Genomic DNA, 19858 nt, shown 5'->3' on the forward strand with positions numbered 1-19858 from the left:
CTTGCTCCTCAATCCTGCAGCTGTTTCGGGTCGACCTGCTTTACGGTCGCCAGCTTGCTGACCATGCTGGTGGTCTGCTTCTTGCCACCGAACAGGCTGAACTCGCTGTCACCACCGTTGCAGCCGTCGCCGAAGCTGAAGCCACAACCACCACGCTCGCCGTAGGCGTCCGCATCCGGGAAAGCTTCCTTGGCCAGCTCGCGATGGCTGGTCGGAATCACGAAGCGGTCTTCGTAGTTGGCGATGGCCAGGTACCGGTACATTTCGTCCGCCTGGGCTTTGGTCAGGCCGCACTCCTCCAGCGCTCGCAGGTCTTCCTTGCCTTCCACGGTCTCGGCACGCTTGTACAAACGCATGGCCATGATCCGCTTGAGAGCGCGAACGATGGGCTTCTCGTCACCGGCGGTCAGCAGGTTCGCCAGGTACTTGACCGGAATCCGCAGGCTTTCGATCTTCGGCAGTACGCCGTCGAACTCGACCTTGCCGGCTTCCGCCGCAGACTGGATCGGGCTGAGCGGCGGCACGTACCACACCATGGGCAGGGTGCGGTATTCCGGGTGCAACGGCAGGGCCAATTTCCAGTCCACCGCCATTTTGTACACCGGGCTTTGCTGGGCGGCTTCGATCACGTTCATCGGGATGCCGTCTTTCTTGGCCTGCTCGATCACTTTCGGATCGAACGGGTCCAGGAAGATTTCCAGCTGCTTTTCATACAGCTCGTGCTCGCCCGGGGCGCTGGCCACTTCTTGAATGCGGTCTGCGTCGTACAGCAGCACGCCCAGGTAGCGGATCCGGCCTACACAGGTCTCGGAGCAGACGGTCGGCAGACCTGCTTCGATACGCGGGTAGCAGAAAATACACTTCTCGGACTTGCCGGTTTTCCAGTTGAAGTAGATTTTCTTGTACGGGCAGCCGGAGACACACATCCGCCAGCCGCGGCACTTGTCCTGGTCGATCAGCACAATACCGTCTTCTTCGCGCTTGTAGATGGCACCGCTCGGGCAACTGGCTACACACGCCGGGTTCAGGCAGTGCTCGCACAGACGCGGCAGGTACATCATGAAGGTGTTCTCGAACTGGCCGTAGATGTCTGCCTGCACCTGGTCAAAGTTCTTGTCTTTGCGGCGCTTGGCAAACTCGGTGCCCAGGATTTCTTCCCAGTTCGGGCCCCATTCGATTTTCTTCATGCGCTCGCCAGAGATCAGCGACCGTGGCCGGGCGACCGGCTGGTGCTTCACATCACCGGCGGTGTGCAGGTGCTGGTAGTCGTAGTCAAACGGCTCGTAGTAGTCATCGATTTCCGGCAGGTCCGGGTTGGCGAAGATATTCGCCAGTACCCGGAACTTGCCGCCGATGCGGGGGCGGATTTTGCCGGAGCTGTCGCGCATCCAGCCGCCCTTCCACTTGTCCTGGTTCTCCCATTCTTTCGGGTAGCCGATGCCAGGCTTGGTTTCGACGTTGTTGAACCAGGCGTATTCCATGCCTTCACGGCTTGTCCATACGTTTTTGCAGGTGACGGAACAGGTGTGGCAACCAATGCACTTGTCCAGGTTCAGCACCATGCCGACTTGGGAACGGATTTTCATTTTACTGCCTCCTGAGCATAGTCATTGCCTTCACCGTCGAGCCAGTCCACGTTCTTCATCTTGCGGACCACCACGAACTCGTCCCGGTTGGAACCTACGGTGCCGTAGTAGTTGAAGCCGTAGGAATACTGGGCATAGCCACCGATCATATGGGTCGGTTTCGGGCACACACGGGTGACCGAGTTATGGATGCCGCCCCGGGTACCGGTAATTTCAGAGCCCGGTACGTTCACGTTGCGTTCCTGGGCGTGGTACATCATCACCATGCCAGGCATCACCCGCTGGCTGACCACCGCCCGGGCCGCAATGGCACCGTTACTGTTGAACAGCTCGATCCAGTCGTTGTCTTCAACCCCGATGTCTTTGGCATCGTCTTCACTCATCCACACGATGGGGCCACCGCGGGAGAGGGTCAGCATCAACAGGTTGTCGCTGTAGGTACTGTGAATACCCCACTTCTGGTGCGGCGTGATCCAGTTCAACGCTTTCTCCGGGTTACCGTTGCTGCGCTGATCCTGCATGCTCTCAATCGCCTTGGTGTTGATGGGCGGGCGATACACCAGCAGGCTTTCACCGAAGGCGCGCATCCACTCGTGGTCCTGGTAGAACTGCTGGCGGCCGGTCAGGGTGCGCCAGGGAATCAGCTCGTGCACGTTGGTGTAGCCAGCGTTGTAGGACACATGCTCGTCTTCCAGACCAGACCAGGTCGGGCTGGAGATGATCTTGCGCGGTTGCGCCACGATGTCCCGGAAGCGGATTTTCTCCTCTTCCTTGTTCTTCGCCAGATGGGTGTGGTCCAGGCCGGTCATTTCAGACAGTGCGGCCCACGCCTTCACGGCAACCTGGCCGTTGGTTTCCGGCGCCAGGGTCAGAATCACTTCCGCGGCATCAATGGCGCTTTCAATCTTCGGACGACCCGCGTTGGCACCTTCCAGATGGGTGTAGTTCAACTCCTTCAGGAAGTTGACTTCCTTCTCGGTGTTCCAGTTGATGCCCTTGCCACCGTTACCCAACTTGTCCATCAGCGGGCCAAGCGAGGTGAAGCGTGCGTAGGTGTTCGGGTAATCCCGCTCAACGGTGATGAAGTTGGGCGCAGTCTTGCCCGGGATCAGGTCGCATTCACCTTTTTTCCAGTCCTTCACATCGAACGGCTGGCCCAGTTCCGCCGGCGCATCGTGCAGCAGCGGCAGGGTCACCACATCTTTCTCGACACCCAGGTGGCCCTCAGCCGCCTTGGAGAAGGATTTGGCAATGCCCTTGTAGATTTCCCAGTCACTGCGCGCTTCCCAGGCCGGATCGGTGGCGGCGGTCAGCGGATGGATGAACGGGTGCATGTCTGAGGTGTTCAGGTCATTCTTCTCGTACCAGGTAGCGGTCGGCAGAACGATGTCTGAATACAGGCAGGTGGTGGACATGCGGAAGTCCAGGGTCACCAGCAGGTCGAGCTTGCCCTGCGGGGCTTCGTCGCGCCACTTGACCTCTTGCGGCTTGGCACCGCCTTCCACACCCAGGTCTTTACCCTGCAGGCCGTTCTTGGTGCCCAGCAGGTACTTGAGCATGTATTCATGGCCTTTGCCGGACGAACCCAACAGGTTGGAGCGCCAGATGAACAGGTTGCGCGGGCAGTTCTCCGGCGCTTCCGGATCCTCACTGGCGAAGGCCAGGGAGCCGTCCTTCATGGACTTGGCCACATAATCGGAGACGTCCATGCCAGCCTTCTCGGCTTCCGCCGCAATACCCAGCGGGTTGCGGTTGAGCTGGGGCGCAGAGGGCAACCAGCCCATGCGCTCGGCGCGCACGTTGTAGTCGATCAGGCTGCCACTGAATTTGGACTTGTCCGCCAGCGGCGACAGGATTTCGTCGACACCCAGTTTCTCGTAACGCCACTGGCCGGAATGGGCGTAGAAGAAGGAGGTAGAATTCATGTGGCGTGGCGGGCGCTGCCAGTCCAGGCCAAACGCCAACGGCTGCCAGCCAGTCTGCGGGCGCAGTTTTTCCTGGCCAACGTAGTGGGCCCAGCCACCGCCGCTCTGGCCGATACAACCACACATGATCAGCATGTTGATCAGGCCACGGTAGTTCATGTCCATGTGGTACCAGTGGTTCATACCGGCACCCACGATGACCATGGAACGGCCCTTGGTCTTGTCGGCATTATCCGCAAACTCACGGGCAATGCGGATCACTTTCTCGGCGGGTACGCCAGTGATCTTTTCCTGCCAGGCCGGAGTGTAGGGCTTCACTTCGTCATAAGAAGAAGCTCCGTCGTCATCACCCAGGCCACGGCTGATGCCGTAGTTGGCGACCATCAGGTCGTAAACGGTGACCACACGGCCTTCAGTGCCGTCAGCCAGCTTGACCTTACGAGTGCCCAGCTTGTGCTTGAGGATGTCCTTGATTTCCACGTGCTTGAAGTGGTCGTGCTCAATACCACCGAAGTACGGGAAGGCAACGTCCACAACGTCGTCGTGCTTCTCGACCATGGACAGCTGAAGGTTTACATCGGAGCCCTTGGCGGTCTGCTTCAGATTCCACTTGCCCTTCTCGCCCCAGCGGTAACCGATGGAGCCATTTGGTGCAGTCAGCTCGCCGGTGCTCTCGTCAATGGCGATGGTTTTCCATTCCGGGTTGTTCTCCTCACCCAGTCCGTCCACCAGATCACTGGCGCGCAGGAAACGGCCCGGCACGAAGCTGCCGTCCTCTTTCTCATCCAGCATGACCAGGTAGGGCATGTCGGTGTAACGGCGCACGTAGTCGGTGAAGTATTCACTGGGCTTGTCGACGTGGAACTCTTTCAGGATCACGTGACCCATGGCCATGCCCAGGGCGGCGTCGGTGCCCTGCTTGGGGTTCAACCACTCGTCAGACAGCTTGGACACTTCCGCGTAATCCGGGGTAATGGCAACGGTCTTGGTGCCCTTGTAGCGCACTTCGGTAAAGAAGTGGGCGTCCGGGGTACGGGTCTGGGGCACGTTGGAACCCCAGGCAATGATGTAGCCGGAGTTGTACCAGTCAGCGGATTCCGGCACGTCGGTCTGCTCGCCCCAGGTTTGTGGGGAGGCCGGCGGCAGGTCGCAGTACCAGTCGTAGAAGCTCATGCACACGCCGCCAATCATCGACAGGTAACGGCTACCGGCGGCGTAGGACACCATGGACATGGCCGGAATCGGCGAGAAGCCGATGATGCGGTCCGGACCAAACTTCTTGGCGGTGTAGACGTTGGAGGCAGCAATCAGCTCGTTGACCTCGTCCCAATTGGAACGGACAAAACCGCCCATACCGCGGCGGGGCTTGTACTCGGCGGTTTTCTTGGGGTCTTCAACAATGGACGCCCATGCTTGTACCGGGTCGTTGAACTGAATACGGGCCGCACGCCAGAGCTTCATCAAGCTCTTGCGCATCAGCGGGTACTTCAAGCGGTTGGCGCTGTACATGTACCAGGAATAGCTGGCACCCCGAGGGCAGCCGCGGGGCTCGTGGTTGGGCAGGTCCGGGCGGGTACGGGGGTAGTCGGTCTGCTGGGTTTCCCAGGTGACCAGGCCGTTCTTGACGTAAATCTTCCAGCTGCAGGAGCCGGTGCAGTTTACGCCGTGGGTGGAACGCACAACCTTGTCGTGCTGCCAGCGCTGGCGGTAGCTGTCTTCCCACTCGCGACTGACTTCATGGGTTTCGCCGTGGCCGCCCGCGAACGGCTCGCGCTTCTTCCTGAAGTAATTCAGTTTGTCGATTAAATGACTCATGGTCTCTCTCTCCGTCTGCCGGATCGTTGCTCCGATTTGAGACCATTGTGTGTGAGAAAAACCGCGAAATCTGCGTGGTTACTACCACATAACCCGGCTGTACCACCGAGGTGGTAGCAGGACTATATCCCCGGGTGGAGAAGGGTTCTTCGCTCCTCACGACGGGTGTCGCGGGCGAACATCAGAAGACTGGTGCTGAGCAACAGGAAGAGAATCATGAACACCGCTGTTCGAACACCCAGCCACTGGTTAACCGCGCCAAACAGGACCGGTAGAACAAACGCAACGGAACAGGCAGAAACCAGCAGAAAGCCTGCAAACAAGGCGGCCTCGGCACGATTGGCGAGTATCACCATTCGTTGCAGGCTCCCCATGGCACTCCCCATGGCGACACCCAGCACCACAATCAAACTACCTTCAATCATCAGAGGCAGGGCAAATTCCACAGTGATGATCTCATCTACACCCCTGACAAATAACGTCATTGGCGGGTAAGACAACACAGCCAGCGCCACCAGGCACAACACCAGTGACCGCGTGGCGACCCTGGCACTGCCAAACCGGTCAGCCAGGCCACCACCCAGAATCTGCGCAAGGGCACCGGGAATAACGAACCACTGAGCCTGGCGTGCGCCCGCGTCCAGGGACAAGCCAAACTGTGCCGACAGGAAATCCGGCAACCAGAGCGCCAAGGCAAAGAAGCTTCCGGCCACCACGCCAAAATAGGCAGTGAGCGGGAGCGAGCGACCACGTCTGAGTATTCGAACCACCTGCCCGACAGACCAGGGCCTGTCCGCCCCTGATTCCCTGGATTCCGGATCGGTCAACATCACCAGCAAGGCAATCACCAGCAGCAATACAATCAGGTAGGCCAGAGGTACTCCCTGCCAGGAGAACGCATCGTGAAACAGCGGTACCAGGTAATAGCTGAAGCCAGCCCCAGTGACTCCCGCACCAAAAACGCCAAGCACCAGCCCCAACCGTTTCGGCTTGCAGTGACTAACCACAAACTGCAGGCCGGCACTGTAGAATCCACCGGCCAGCCCCAGCCCGCCGGCAACCAGCAGGTAACCATAGAAACTTTCGACTAGCAGGAGTAACCCCATACACATTGCCAGCCCGACCAGGCACGTTAGCATCACGGCGCGGGCACCATAACGCTGGGCGGCCAACCCGGCCGGAATTGCCAATACAGCACTGACGGCCATGGGCGCGGCCAGCAATATGCCGAACTGAAGACTGCTCAAGGCAAGATCGGCCCTGAGGTGCACTCCCGCCACGGCAAACAGAGTCCAGCATCCTGCCGCAACAACAAAGCCTGTCACTGCCAGCGGCAGAATCACCACCAGCGACGCCAGCCTGTCGTCATCCTGCTCCAGTCGGGTTTGCATCCTGTCACCTCGAATTAACCAACCTTTAGTGTCGGCTTTTGCTCTCCAAAGGGTCAAAGGCTATGATGGAGGACTATCCATTGGGGTAATTGACTATCCTCAAGGAGGTATCGGAACCGCAGTTCCTCGGTCATAATCTGGCCTGGAAAGGCACCTTTCGAACTCCCTAACAGACAACAACCCATGACATCCAGAAGTCCGCTAGTAAACCGACTCGCTGTGGTGATCGGCGCCATCGTGCTGACCGCTATCGTCAGCATGTCTACAACCCTGGCGGTTTCCAACAGCATTGAAGGCAATGCCACGGCCATCAACCTGGCCGGAGCGCTGCGAATGGGCGCCTTCCAGTTAATTGCCCGTTCTGCCACCGAAGATTACGAAAATGGACGGGCTACCTCAGGCGCACGCATCAATGATTATGAGCGCCGCCTTGAGGACACCGCCATCCTTCGCTCGGTTCCCGGCGCAGACGACCACCCTCTGGCACGACAGTACCGTCAGATGCTGGCGGCATGGCAGGACGAACTTAAACCAGCCCTTGAACAACATGAAGTAGGCACACCCATCACCCCGGCTATGGTTCAGGCTGTGGAGGACTACATCCAGGAAGTTGACCGACTGGTGACTATGCTGGAACAGCGCACAGAAGCACGTGTTGATCTGCTGCACCTGATTCAGATCATCAGCATGGTGTTCTCGGTGCTGATCGTGATCGCCCTGTTCTACGACCTGAAAAACCGGATCCTTCGCCCCCTGCGAAAACTCGTGGCCATCGCCGGCGCCGTTGGCGAGAAAGATTTCTCCCGGAAAGCCGACCTGAAAGGTGCAGACGAGCTGGCACAACTGGGCCAGGCCTTCGACCAGATGACCAGCGAACTGGCCCTGACCTACTACGAACTGGAAGCCAAGGCCCGGCAGAAAACTGAAGAGTTGGAAGTCAGCCACCAGGCCCTGCAGGTCATGCATTCGGCCAGCAGAGACCTGTTTGCCAACCATGACCTCTGTAACGGTGCCATTCCCATGCTGCAGGAACTGGAACTGCTGCTGGGCATTGGTCCCATCCGCCTGTTCCTGCACGACAAGGAATCCGCAGAGCCTGTCGAGGCTATTACCACAGCCACGGACAAACGGCCGTTCTACTGTCGCGACCATCACTGCAATGCCTGCCTGGTGACCCCCGAGGTCTACGATGAGATGCCCCTGGAGAACAATGACGGCCGCCGTTTGTTGCTCCCCATCCGCACCCCCGGCCAGTTACTCGGCACCCTGGAGGTGTGGTACCCGGCAGAAAAAGGCTTATCTGCCACTTCTCGCCGGCTGCTGGAGACCCTGACCGACCAACTGGCAACCGCCATTTTCCTGGAACGGCAAATAACCGAGGAACAGCAGCTGACCCTGGCCGAAGAACGCACCGTGATCGCCCGGGAGTTGCACGATTCACTGGCCCAGTCGTTGTCTTACCTGAAGATGCAGGTAACCCGGCTGCGCCGGCTCAATATCACGGGCGACCAGAAACCCGTTCACGATGACATTCTGGATGAACTCAGTACCGGTCTGAACAGCGCCTACCGCCAACTGCGTGAGCTACTGGCCACGTTCCGCCTGAAACTGGACACACCAGACCTGGCCACGGCTTTGCGCAAGACCATCGACGAGTTTTCCGAGAGACTGGGCCACCCGGTGGAGTTTGTATACAACCTGCCCCCCCAGACGCTGTCGCCAAACGAGGAAATCCATACCCTTCAGATTATCCGCGAGGGTCTGGCAAACGCCGTCAAGCATGCCGACGCTACGGTCATATCCGTTAAGGTGCTGTTCGAGTCTCCGCAGGTTCGGGCAAGTATTCGCGACAACGGCAAGGGCCTGCCCGGCGGCGACCAGCCGGTTAACCATTACGGCCTGGTGATCATGCAGGACCGCGCCCGAACGCTCGGGGGTAAGGTAAAGGTGGACAACCGGGACGAAGGCGGCGTGGAAGTGACATTAACATTCGTTCCCAAAAGCCGTAACCTGATTCCTACCGAATCTTCACCGGCCTGACCCAAACACCAACATCAACGAGAGAAACCATGGCTGAGACACCCGCAAGTATACTGCTGATTGACGACCACCCCCTGCTGCGACAGGGCATCAAGCAGTTGATCGGCATGGAAGACGACATGGAAGTGATCGGCGAGGCAAGCAACGCCGCCGACGGCATCAAGCTGGCCCTGGAAACCGAGCCGGATTTGATCCTGATGGATCTGAACATGCCCGAGATGGACGGCATTGAAGCTCTCAAACACCTGCGGGACCAGAACATCAGCTCGCGTATTGTCATGTTTACCGTGTCTGACCAGGAAGACGATGTGGTTGCCGCCCTGCGTGCCGGTGCCGACGGCTACCTGCTGAAAGACATGGAGCCGGAAGATATGATCGCCCAGTTACACCAGGCGGCTGTTGGCAAAATGGTCATCAGTGACCGGCTAACAACGTTACTGGCCCAGGCCCTGCGTTCCAACAAACCGCAGCAGTCATCCCGGCCGGACTTCGACAGCCTGACGCCGCGTGAAAAAGACATACTGCGCCTGATTGCCGAAGGCCTCTCCAACAAGATGATCGGCCGCAAGCTGGACATCAGCGACGGCACAGTAAAAGTGCACGTAAAGCACCTGCTCAAGAAACTCAACCTGCGCTCGCGGGTTGAAGTAGCCGTTTGGGCCGTGGAAGAAGGTCTCCACAAGGGCTGAGTTAAATCAAGTCGCCGCTTGCGACCATTTGATACTCTGGGCGGGTTGTCGTCCTGCCCGGAGTTGAACATGGCCTTTTCACTGCCTCCCATCGCGTCTTTGCACAGCCCATTACTGGAGCAATCCATCGCGGTTCTGAAAGAATACCTGCCCTCCCCGACGCCACTACTGGACACCATCGACCGCAACGTGCCCGTTAGCTTCAAACAACTGGTTGCCGAAGCCCCGCTAAACCGGCTGTTTGCAGAAGCGCTGGCTGAGGGCGAATTCGATGATTTTGAAGGCCGCACAATTCGGCTGGAGGTCAATGGAGGTCAACCAGGCATTACCATCGGTTTCTGGGCAGGCCGGCTTCGCGTTGTGGAAGGCCCAGGCGAAGCGACCATTCGGGGGTCCCTGGCAGCCTTCAAGACCTTGGCAGAGCGCCGGCAAGACCCGGACCAGCTGTTTTTCCAGCGGCGCCTGGTGATTGAGGGGGATACCGAGCTGGGGCTGGCTTTGAAGAATCTTCTGGATAGTCTGGAGTGGAACTTTTCGGTACGCCAGCTACTTAGTCACTCTCGTAGTTGCGCTTGAAATTTTCAAAAATCCAAGGAATTGGCAACTGAGACGTTAGAGCACCCCATCGTCCTGCCACTCCGGAAAAGTTTTCCAGTTGGCGATCCACTCCAGGAGGCGGTCCGGCTCAACAGGGGGAGACATCGCATAACCCTGGGCCTGCTGGCACCCCAGCGACAACAGAATCTGGCCCTGTTTGATCGTTTCAACACCCTCAGCAATGATCTGTTTTCCGAATACACCCGACAGCCCGACAATCCCCCGAAGTATTGAAAGGTTCTCTCGACTTCCGTCGGCCCCGGATACAAACTCCCGATCCACTTTGAGAGTGTCGACAGGGAGTCGCTTCAGATAAGACAACGACGAATAGCCTGTACCAAAATCGTCGAGCGAGAAACGAACGCCGAGCTCCCGACACTCGTTGATTGTCTGGACAGCCCTGTCCAGCTCCCCCAAGGCAGCCGTCTCCAGGATTTCCAGATCCAGCCTGGCAGGGTCAATCTGCGGGAACTCTGAAAGGATGTGCTTAAGCCGTTCTGGAAAATCACCACTCTGAAGCTGGAAAGCCGAGACATTGACGCTGACATTCAACTCTACGCCCTGCTTGTCCCAGCGCTGCATTTGCTGAAGAGATTCCCGCAACACCCATTCGCCAACCTGAACGTTCAGGGCATGATGTTCTATGCCTGGCAGAAAATGAATCGGTGACAACAAGCCTTTCTGAGCGTGTTGCCAGCGGATAAGCGCCTCAACGCCCAGTACTTCACCGGTCCGAAGGTTCACCTTAGGCTGATAAAACAGCCGAAACTCTTCATGACTGAGGCCTCTTCGAATGTCATCCAGTAACAATTGGCGGGCGTGGTACTGGTTTTGTTCACCTGCATCCAGATACAACCACCCGCCATGCATTTCATGTTTCGCACGATAAAGCGTGTTATTTGCCTGTCGCAACAGGATGTCAGCATCCTGAACTGCCTGATCAGGAAATAGAACAACTCCAGCCGTAAAAGTAACAGACACTTCCGCCCCATCAAGCTCAAAAGGCTGGCGCGCCGTCAACCGAAGGGCCTCGAGTCGGGATTCCGTCTGGCTGGCATCAGGCAGCAGAAGCGCAAATTCATCACCGCCAGTCCGGGCCAGACAGGCATCAGCCGGTATGGCATCAAGCCAGCGCCGCGCCAACAGGCCAAGTAAACGGTCTGCAGCATCCTCCCCAAGGCACGCGTTCAGATCAATAAAATGATCGAGGTCGATGGACACCAGAGCGGCCGAATTGCCCACCCGACCCGCCTCGGCCATGCAGTCGCGGATTCTTCGAATGATCCCGTTGCGATTCCAGAGGCCTGTCAGGGCATCGTTGTAGGCCAGGGTTTCAAGGTGCTGCTGATATTCGCTGGCCTGTTCTTCCAGAGCCTGACTCAAGCGTTCGTTCTGGATTCGCTGCAAATCGTCTTCGGCCCTGTGGCGCGCCATTTTTTCACGCATCAACTGAATGGTGCTTGAAGACAATTTGCCGTAAATCTCCAGAAGCGCATTAACCAGCACAGATACCGAACCGCTGAGTTCTGAGTCCACCCGGTCCCTGGCCTCATTTAACGCGTAGCCCTTTTCTACCATCTTGGCAGTGAGGGCCATGCGGCGATCAGACTCCAGAATATGAAACGCCAACCAACGAGTCAGAAAATCAAAAAGATTGGTCAGTATGTCTTCGTGGGGTTCGCCACTTTTACGCAATTCATGAATCTGAACAAAGAACATCTGGTGGGCATCGTGATGGTTTCTGGCCATACCATCTTCACCCAGTGTCTTATTCCAAATTTTTTCCTCAAACTGGAAGTGAAACGCGGCATAGGAAAGCAACTCATCAAGGACGTGGTCCGCGGAAAGTTCAGAGCTATCCGATGCGAAGTGCCAGGCAAGACGATTAAGGATATTAACCAGCACCTTGTGCTGCTCATCGATTTCCTGAATGCCGGTTTCGAAATTACGATTCCAGGGGAAAATTTCGAAGGCATCCGAGGTATCTGGTGCGTTGATCACGAAGTACGCTCTCCCAAAACGGACACTGCCGTTTTGAGCATAGCGCAATCACCAAAATGTGCTCTTGCTAATTGTCATAGAACCGGGAATATCAGAGCACGATTACCCAGGCATTCCATCCGCCCTGGCGGTCACAAGAAAACGCCCGTAAGTGATTGCGTAAAGCAGATAGGAAACCAACCAGAGCACAAAGGGCAGCACGACGCCCGCCAACAGGTAGTACTCCGGCCACCAGACCGGTACAAATGTTCGCAACAGTGCCGTTGCGACCAATGCTACTAGCGCAGGCCAGATCAGCCACGGCAGCGCCAGCGATCTTCCGGTATGGCGCAGCCCGGCAATACAGAACACAGCAAGAATTGCGGTACCCGCTGCACCGGCCGACAAGGCATGGCGGCCGGTGTAACCTGGCAAGGTGTCGATGAGTGCGGTGATACCCACCAGAACCAGCCCGACCACCATCCACAGATACGCCAGCGTCAGCAGCAACAGGTATAACCGGGTCATCGCCCTGCCCCACGGCCATTCACTCAGGCGGTCGGCCTGGGCTGCCGCAGCGGCGAGGGCAATCCAGCCGGTAACTACATGACCGGGAGCCCAGAAATCCGCAATCACAAACAGAATCAACGCGGCCACCGCCAGATGCTCCCGGGCAGGTGTTAATCGACCAGGGCCTGAAAAGCCAATTTCCTTTCGTGCCTCCATGGCCACCACACGGACAATGCGGGTAGCCGTAAGGGCAATCAGTACCAGCAGCAGATTGACGGTGGTGTTAAGCACCGCCACCGTAGTGATCGTGCCGGTGACCTCCGGCCACAACCAGGCCGCATAGAAAAGCCCCTGAACCAGCACATAGCCGATCAGTGCCATGCCGATACTCAGGTGTCGGCGGCCAGCCTCGGACAGCAAGGCCGGGGCTGCCCAGAGTAACAAAACAAGAGGAAAGGCAAGGTTCACAATAGCCACCAGCCAGCCCGGTATCAGGGCGGATGACCAGAAAAGCACCCGCCCTGCCAGCCAGAGCACAACCAGAGCAGCCAGAGGCTTTCCTGCGATGGGTGCCACACTGGCCCAGGAGGGAATCGAGGTCAGCAGAAACCCTACCAGGGCGGCACTGACAAACCCGAACAGCATTTCATGGCCATGCCAGGCCAACGGAGGCAACGCCATGGACAGGGTGAACTGCTGCATCAGCGTACCGATCCAGGGCAGCAGCGCAATTGGCGCGTACAGGGCACCTAACAGGAAAAAGGGCCGGAAGCCGTAAGCCAGCCAGGGATGGTCAAACATGGTAGAAATCCGCATCCGGCAACTTGCCTCCAATGAACCCAGACGACAATTCAGACAGTGCCGAGAAGAAGTCCTCCAGAGCTGGCCGGGCTTCCTGCGCATTGACCATTTTCAGCGCGGTGCGGGCAATCGCTCCTTCATACACCTGACGGCTCAGGGGCGACCGATCCGCCCCCAACCTCGCCGCGTCCTCCGGCTGGCTGACTACCCAGTCAACCGCCCGGGCAATGGCCGACTGTAACGCTCCCACCTGCTCGGGCGCCTGCTCCAGCAACTCCCGCCGGCAGAGTACCCCTGCCTGGGGCAGCAGTGGCTCGCCACCGGCCAGCCGCGCCCACTCCTGCTGAAGATCCAGCTCATTAGGTGACTGCCCGAACTGCATGCTCTGTAGCCGGGTTGCCGTGCGCATGGGTTCCGGCAACACCGCAGCGTCCAGGCGTTGCGCCACATACATCTGTACCGTCTCGAACGGGCTGGACTGATAGCTCACCCTGACGTCACGCCCCACTTCCAGGCCCGCCTTACCGAGTAAGTAGCGGAACACCAGATCCGGCATATCCCCGCGCCAGGGCACGCCCACATGCCTGCCAGCCAGATCTTCCATCTTCGCCAACGGGCCTTTCTGCTTGAGGCCCAGCATGCCCAGGGTGCCCCACACATTCACGTTCATCAGCACCACGGGTACGCCACGGTTATACAGGTTGGCGGCCACATTGGTTGGGGTCGCCGTCACCATCACTTCCGCCCGCGCCAGCCAGGCCCGCAACTGATCCGGGTCTTTCCAGTCCAGAAGTTCCCGTTCAGGGATCAGGTTATTCAGCTCCGGATCTTCCAGCGCCCGGGCCAGGATCACCTGAGGCAAGCCAAGAGGTGTAGCTGCAATCAGTTTGCCGGGTTTGGCTGCAAACGCCCTTTGCAGGGGAACGGCTGAGATCAAAGCCGAACAGGCCGCCAGTTTGAGCAGTTCACGACGATTCATGCCACCTCCGAATCCGGGTGAAACAGAAAACTCTCGCTGACTACCGGTTGCCTCAGCAGGTGGCCAGCTTCTTCATACAGCCAGGCATGGCTGCGCTCCCGGTAAGGGGTGGTGACCGGATGTTCAAACACCACGGTACCGGGCGAGCCGGAAACAACAATAATTCGATGGGCCAGACGCAGGGCTTCAGTGAGATCGTGAGTCACCATCAAGGTCGCTATACCCTGATCGACCACAAGCCGTTCCACCAGATCCTGGGCTTCGCTGCGCAGCCCCACATCCAGGGCACTGAAAGGCTCATCCAACAGCAGGAAATCGGCGCCGACGGCCAGCGCCCGGGCCAGAGCCACCCGCTGTTGCATGCCACCGGACAACTCGTGGGGAAAATGCTCGTCATAATCTGAAAGCCCTACCTGGTCGGCCAACTCTTTCGCCTGCGTCAGTCGATCTCGCCGGGGCACGCCCCGGGCTTTCAGGCCCAGGGCAATGTTGTCGAGCAGCCGCCGCCAGGGCAGCAACCGGGATTCCTGGAATACTGCCGCGGTGGTTGTAAAGTGATTGCTCACCTGTCCCGAAGTAGCCTCAAGCACCCCCGATGCCAGACGCAACAGGCTGGTTTTTCCGCAGCCGGACGGCCCCACCAGGCACACGGATTCACCTGGTGCCACCTGAAGATCCACGCCCGACACAATGGTGTTCGGGCCAAGATCCAGTGAAACCTTTTGCAGCGTCAGCATCGCAAACTCCTCAGCCCGGCATGGCAGGGCCTTTGACCTGCCGCCAGGGTTCCATTTTTTTCTGCAAGGGGCGCAGAAATCCGTGTTCGGCCACCAATAGCAACACCACGACCACCAAAATCCAGGCCATGGCACCGGCAGTGTCCAGGCTCACCCGGGCCATGGCCATGCCCGCCCCTACCCCATCTTCTGTGGCAAACAATTCCGCCATTACGGTGACTTTCCAGGCCACCCCCAGAGCGGTAATCAATGCCGGGAATACGTAGGAAACAATGTGGGGCAGATAGAAATCCCAAAGGCGCATGGCAAAGGGCACGCGGAACACATCGCCCATCTCCTGCAGGCGCTGGTCCAGGGTCCGGGCCCCGATCTGAGCACCGGCGAAAGCGACAGGAATGGTGGTGGCCACCACCGTGTAGATCGCTGCCAGGGAGCCGCTACCGAACCACAACAGTGCCAGCACAATCCAGGCGATGGGCGGTATGCCCAGAAGTACCGTTGAAACCGGCTCCAGCGCTCGGCCAACCGTGTGGGACAACCCTGCAATAAGGCCCAGGGCGACACCAGCCAGCGCAGCAATGGCAAAGCCGGTCATGGCCCGCCAGGTGGTGGCCCAAACGGCCGTCCAGAGCTCACCGTTGTCGGCAAAGCCTACGATGGCCGATAGCGCATCCCGCGGGCCGGGGAGCAAAAAACTACCGTATGACAAACTCCCCCACTCCCAGAGCGCCACGAATAATAAAACTCCGGTAAGGCTGCCACCCCAACTCAGACCACTGCGAATCAAACTGCCCATACACTCACACCCTGCAATGACTGACATGAGTGTACCCGCACGAACACAAACTCCTGTTGACGAAAATCAAATACGAATCAGTTTCATTTGCAGTATATTGCGAACCATTCTCAACCGTCAGCAGTTATCGGAGAACTCCATGAATCGACGCCCCCATCCACTGGCTTTAGCCATCTTTGCCTTTTCCGCTTTACCCGCAGCACACGCTGCAACCGGCCATTCTTCAGAACTTAAGGAACTGGTCATAACCGCCAAAGGCTACGAATCCGACACGCTGGAAACCGCGAGCGCAACAGAGCGTTTAACCACGGACAACACTGCCGCTTCGAAAACCGCCGGCGATCTCTTCCGTGGCAAACCCGGTCTGGCGGTCCAGGGCGATGGCGGCGCCTGGGGTGGCAACCCGGTTATTCGCGGCCTGAAAAAGGAGAGTGTGGTACTTCTGGTGGACGGTGTCCGCCTGAACTCTGCCCAGCCCCAGGGGGCCATTGCATCCCTGGCAGACATGAGCCTGCTGGAAACCGTCGAAGTGGTCAAAGGCCCGGCCTCGGTACTGCATGGCACCGGCGCCATGGGCGGCGCTATCAACCTTCGGACTCCAGAGGCGACTTTCTCGGAACAACCTGAAGCCCATGGTCGATTCTCCGGCAGCACTGGCACGGTGGACAGCAGCCTGGCTGGCGGCGCCCTGCTGGAGCTTTCCAGCAAGAACCACGGCCTTGTCATCGGTGCCGCCGCCAAAGATGTGGACGACTATGAAACACCCGACGGTGATGTTGAAAACAGCGGCTTCCGCTCGGAATCCTTTCTGGCGAAATACGCTTTCAGGTTAACCGACAACCAGAAACTGACCCTGAACCTGCAGAACCATGAAGACCGGGAAGTCTGGTATCCGGGGTCTGCCAAGCCCGGCCCGGGCGGCAACGGAACCCTGACGATCCATTCGCCCAAGCAGAAGCGCACACTTGCGGAGCTTGGCTACGAGGCCGGTATCGGTACCGGTACCCTGGAGACCAGCATTTATCGGCAGGAAGTGGACCGGCAAATCCGCGCCTGGTGGGATTTCAAGGAGCGCAACCAGGTGTGGAACGATGTCAGTTTCCGCACCGACGGTGTTAAAGCGCAGTACAGGTTGCCTGTGGGTGATAACCACCTGGTCACGGTTGGGGCCGAGGGCTGGGAAATGACCGGTGACCCTGAGCGTTTTACCTACAACCCGCCCATGTCAGATAACGCTGTTGCCAACTCACCCTTCCGGGATGGCGAAATCGAGAGTCGGGGCCTGTTCGTGCAGGATGACATCATGGCCGGCAACTGGAACATACAGCTCGGTGCACGCTATGACAAAGTGACAGGCGATGCACGGGTGGTGGGCAACGGACCGGCAGCCAGAACCGAGGGGTTAAAGAACACTTCCGAAACGCTGTCCTGGTCTGCCGGTGCCATCTACAACCTGAGCGACATGGTCAACCCTTACCTTAATATCGGTACCGCCTACCGTGCACCTGACATGCGCGAACGCTTTGAAGATGCCACCCGGGGTGACGGGTTCTTCCACCGCGGTAACCCTCAACTGGATCCGGAAAAATCCACCAGTGCGGAAGTTGGCCTGAAAGGTCGCGGCCGTCTGGGCCAATACCAGGTTGCAGCCTTCTACACCCGGATTGATGACTATATTGCAGGGCGTATCACAGGCCAGAACCACCCCCAGAATAACCTGCCCATCAAACAGACCGAGAATCTGGATGAAGTGGTCATCTACGGTGCCGAAGCCGGTTTCGTGATGCCACTGGAAGCCCTGAACACCACCGCCCCCGCCATCGACCTGGATGGCAGCCTGACCTGGCTGCGGGGTAAAAACAAACAGGACAATGAACCGCTGTACCAGATGCCGGCACCGGAACTGACCCTGGGACTGGGCCAGCAAAACCGCCTCGGCTTTAACTGGCATGGGCAAGTGCGAGCGGTAGCCGAACAGGATCGGACTGCCGATGTCTTTTCCAACGGTACGGAAAACAGCACCCCCGGCTATGCAACTGTGGACGTTGAGCTGGGCTGGAACTTTGGCGCTGCCGGCAGCCTCAGTGCACTGGAAGTCTCGGTTGAAGGCAACAACCTGCTGGACAAGCGTTATCGGGAGCACCTGACGGACGGCGGTATACTATCGCCGGGCCGCGGGCTGGTCGCTAAAGTCTCCGGCCGCTTCTGATTTCGATGAGCCGTGCCAGGGAAGGCAGCGGCTCAGATCATACCAAGCTCGAGGCGCGCTTCCTCATCCAGGCTGTCATAACTCCAGGGCGGATCGAACACGATATCCACCTGACACTCCTGTACATAAGGCACCTGCAAGGTCTTGCTCCTGACATCATCAGCGATAATGTCGCCCATGCCACACCCCGGCGAGGTCAGAGTCATAGTGACCTTCACCAACTGTTTTTCCTGGTTGATATCCAGGCCGTAGACAAGACCCAGACTGACGATATTGACGGGGATTTCCGGGTCATATACCTGGCGCAGGCTGTCCCGGCATTGATCTTCACTGATCAGGCCATCCTCCGGTGGTTCAAACATGATGATATCAGTTTGCAGGCCCAACTGACGGGCCACCTCCGGAGACAAACGGTAAAGGTTACCCTCGTAGTTCACTGTAAAACTGCCGCCAAGTGCCTGAGTAATGGTGACCTCTGCCCCCTCCGGGATCGTAAAGTCCGTTCCGTAGGGAACGCGCAAGGCAGGACAATCCTGAGATACCGTAAAGGTTTTGGGTGGTTTTGCCGGCTTCTTGCTGTTCGGGGCCTTAATGGTCAGAGTCTGCAGCTTGCCTTCGCCATGCACACCAATTTCCATATCTTTGAGGTAAGGCACACTGGAGGCATCAAAGAACAGGGTCAGATCTTCAAAATCCCGACGGATATCATTGGCGGACTCCTCTCCCGGCGGGCAGAAGGCCAGGCACGTTTCTGCCTGAGAGGTACCACCCTTATCCACATACACTCTGGCGGCCATACCCGGCACCTCCTGCTTTGCCAACACCGCATTCAGATAGTCGCGGGCAGCCGGTGTTACTTCAGCGTTGATCTCCACAGTTCACCACCTCCCGCTCTCTCTGTTTTTCCCGAAGATATTTCGCCCAGTTGGATTTGCATTCATCCCGAACCAGCTCCAGCCAGCTCAGGTGCTGCGCCCAGAGCTCTTCTTTTATGTGTTCCGGCTTACTGCACGTCATCACCATCTCCTCCCTCACACGACAAGAAAATGAGAATAATTCTTGACTATCTGTAACATGTATTTTATATGTATTTTAAAGCAAGAGAGGAGGATGAGCAATGAACTATCAGGATATTCTTGGACGCTGCAGCGAAACCACTGTCAGCCAGCTGGCAAGCAGAAGCCCGGAAACACTCGACGTGTTCCGCCGATACGTGCCACATATCGACAAACACCGTCAGGCCACCGTGGAAATGGTCGCCTCCATTGCCAATGTTGAACCAGGGCAGTTATGCCAGGAGCTGTTTGACACAGTCATGGAGCAGACATCTATTGAAGAGCTGGATACTGACGTACTGCTGGAGCTGATACTGCGGGGGTACGATGCTGCTCACCTCGCAAAACTGCCCGAAATCCACCGGCTCGCCCGCAAGATTGAAGCGGTTCACAGAGCCAACCCGGACGTACCGAAAGGCATCACGCTGGCGGTCAAAAAGCTGGAGCGCCTGCTTCGAGATCATATCGAGAAGGAGAACACTCACGTACTGAACCAGATGGCGCATGACCAGCCCCCACGCCCGGAAACGCCCATCGCCCAAATGAACGAAGAACATTCAATCATCAAAAAACAACTGAAAAAGCTCCGCGACATGACCCGAAACTACCGGGCACCGGAGTCGGCATGTCGTTCATGGAGGCGCTTCTACCATGAACTGAAAGCGCTGGATTTCAGGCTTTCCGAACAAATCTACCTGGAGCGGGATGTACTGTTCCCGCGTTTTCAGTTCTGAACAGAGGGGACAGA

At 58.0% G+C, this 19858-nt stretch carries 15 protein-coding genes; 5 read left to right on the plus strand and 10 right to left on the minus strand.

What is annotated here, in order from left to right:
- Positions 1-8 precede the first annotated feature (8 nt).
- The 3 genes from narH to QUE75_RS15545 form a co-directional block, all read right to left on the minus strand.
- The gene (gene narH / locus QUE75_RS15535) at positions 9-1586 is read right to left on the minus strand and encodes a nitrate reductase subunit beta (protein WP_286251534.1); all 1578 of its coding nucleotides are present in this window, start codon (positions 1584-1586) and stop codon (positions 9-11) included.
- Positions 1583-5326 (minus strand): nitrate reductase subunit alpha, encoded by a 3744-nt coding sequence (locus QUE75_RS15540; protein WP_286251536.1) that lies wholly within the window; start codon positions 5324-5326, stop codon positions 1583-1585. Before QUE75_RS15540 ends, narH begins: the two co-directional genes overlap by 4 nt.
- Before the next feature lie 122 nt (positions 5327-5448).
- Positions 5449-6717 (minus strand): MFS transporter, encoded by a 1269-nt coding sequence (locus tag QUE75_RS15545; protein ID WP_286251538.1) that lies wholly within the window; start codon positions 6715-6717, stop codon positions 5449-5451.
- A 183-nt stretch (positions 6718-6900) separates the two neighbouring features.
- On the opposite strand from QUE75_RS15545, the gene QUE75_RS15550 reads away from it, so the two are divergent.
- The 3 genes from QUE75_RS15550 (at position 6901) to ubiT (ending at position 10022) form a co-directional block, all read left to right on the plus strand.
- A complete protein-coding gene (locus QUE75_RS15550; protein ID WP_286251540.1) occupies positions 6901-8757 on the plus strand; it encodes a histidine kinase in 1857 nt (618 codons plus the stop codon).
- A gap of 29 nt (positions 8758-8786) precedes the next feature.
- Positions 8787-9446, plus strand: a complete 660-nt coding sequence (narL, locus tag QUE75_RS15555) for a two-component system response regulator NarL (protein WP_058092689.1) — start codon at positions 8787-8789, stop codon at positions 9444-9446.
- Between the two features lie 69 nt (positions 9447-9515).
- On the plus strand, positions 9516-10022 hold the full coding sequence (gene ubiT, locus QUE75_RS15560) for a ubiquinone anaerobic biosynthesis accessory factor UbiT (RefSeq protein WP_286251563.1): 507 nt from the start codon (positions 9516-9518) through the stop codon (positions 10020-10022).
- Between the two features lie 36 nt (positions 10023-10058).
- Here the strand turns inward: ubiT and QUE75_RS15565 are convergent, their stop codons facing one another.
- The 5 genes from QUE75_RS15565 to QUE75_RS15585 form a co-directional block, all read right to left on the minus strand.
- Positions 10059-12044, minus strand: a complete 1986-nt coding sequence (locus QUE75_RS15565) for a putative bifunctional diguanylate cyclase/phosphodiesterase (protein ID WP_286251566.1) — start codon at positions 12042-12044, stop codon at positions 10059-10061.
- Positions 12045-12146: 102 nt separating this feature from the next.
- The gene (locus QUE75_RS15570) at positions 12147-13334 is read right to left on the minus strand and encodes an NnrS family protein (protein WP_286251568.1); all 1188 of its coding nucleotides are present in this window, start codon (positions 13332-13334) and stop codon (positions 12147-12149) included.
- On the minus strand, positions 13327-14313 hold the full coding sequence (locus tag QUE75_RS15575) for an ABC transporter substrate-binding protein (RefSeq protein WP_286251570.1): 987 nt from the start codon (positions 14311-14313) through the stop codon (positions 13327-13329). Before QUE75_RS15575 ends, QUE75_RS15570 begins: the two co-directional genes overlap by 8 nt.
- A complete protein-coding gene (locus tag QUE75_RS15580; protein WP_286251571.1) occupies positions 14310-15050 on the minus strand; it encodes an ABC transporter ATP-binding protein in 741 nt (246 codons plus the stop codon). Before QUE75_RS15580 ends, QUE75_RS15575 begins: the two co-directional genes overlap by 4 nt.
- A 10-nt stretch (positions 15051-15060) precedes the next feature.
- Positions 15061-15846 (minus strand): ABC transporter permease, encoded by a 786-nt coding sequence (locus QUE75_RS15585; protein ID WP_286251573.1) that lies wholly within the window; start codon positions 15844-15846, stop codon positions 15061-15063.
- A gap of 139 nt (positions 15847-15985) precedes the next feature.
- Between QUE75_RS15585 and QUE75_RS15590 the strand changes: the two genes are divergently transcribed.
- Positions 15986-18055 carry a TonB-dependent receptor plug domain-containing protein gene (locus QUE75_RS15590; RefSeq protein WP_286251576.1) on the plus strand — a complete coding sequence of 690 codons (2070 nt, stop codon included), beginning with the start codon at positions 15986-15988 and terminating at the stop codon, positions 18053-18055.
- Between the two features lie 32 nt (positions 18056-18087).
- Here the strand turns inward: QUE75_RS15590 and QUE75_RS15595 are convergent, their stop codons facing one another.
- The gene (locus tag QUE75_RS15595) at positions 18088-18930 is read right to left on the minus strand and encodes an iron-sulfur cluster assembly protein (RefSeq protein WP_286251577.1); all 843 of its coding nucleotides are present in this window, start codon (positions 18928-18930) and stop codon (positions 18088-18090) included.
- Complete coding sequence (locus tag QUE75_RS15600; RefSeq protein ID WP_286251579.1) at positions 18914-19072, minus strand: hypothetical protein; 159 nt, start codon at positions 19070-19072, stop codon at positions 18914-18916. Before QUE75_RS15600 ends, QUE75_RS15595 begins: the two co-directional genes overlap by 17 nt.
- A 100-nt stretch (positions 19073-19172) precedes the next feature.
- Here QUE75_RS15600 and QUE75_RS15605 point away from each other — a divergent pair, with 100 nt between their 5' ends.
- Complete coding sequence (locus QUE75_RS15605; protein ID WP_106694727.1) at positions 19173-19844, plus strand: hemerythrin domain-containing protein; 672 nt, start codon at positions 19173-19175, stop codon at positions 19842-19844.
- The last annotated feature ends 14 nt before the right edge of the window (positions 19845-19858 follow it).

The organism is Marinobacter shengliensis (assembly GCF_030297115.1).
Lineage (GTDB): Bacteria > Pseudomonadota > Gammaproteobacteria > Pseudomonadales > Oleiphilaceae > Marinobacter > Marinobacter shengliensis.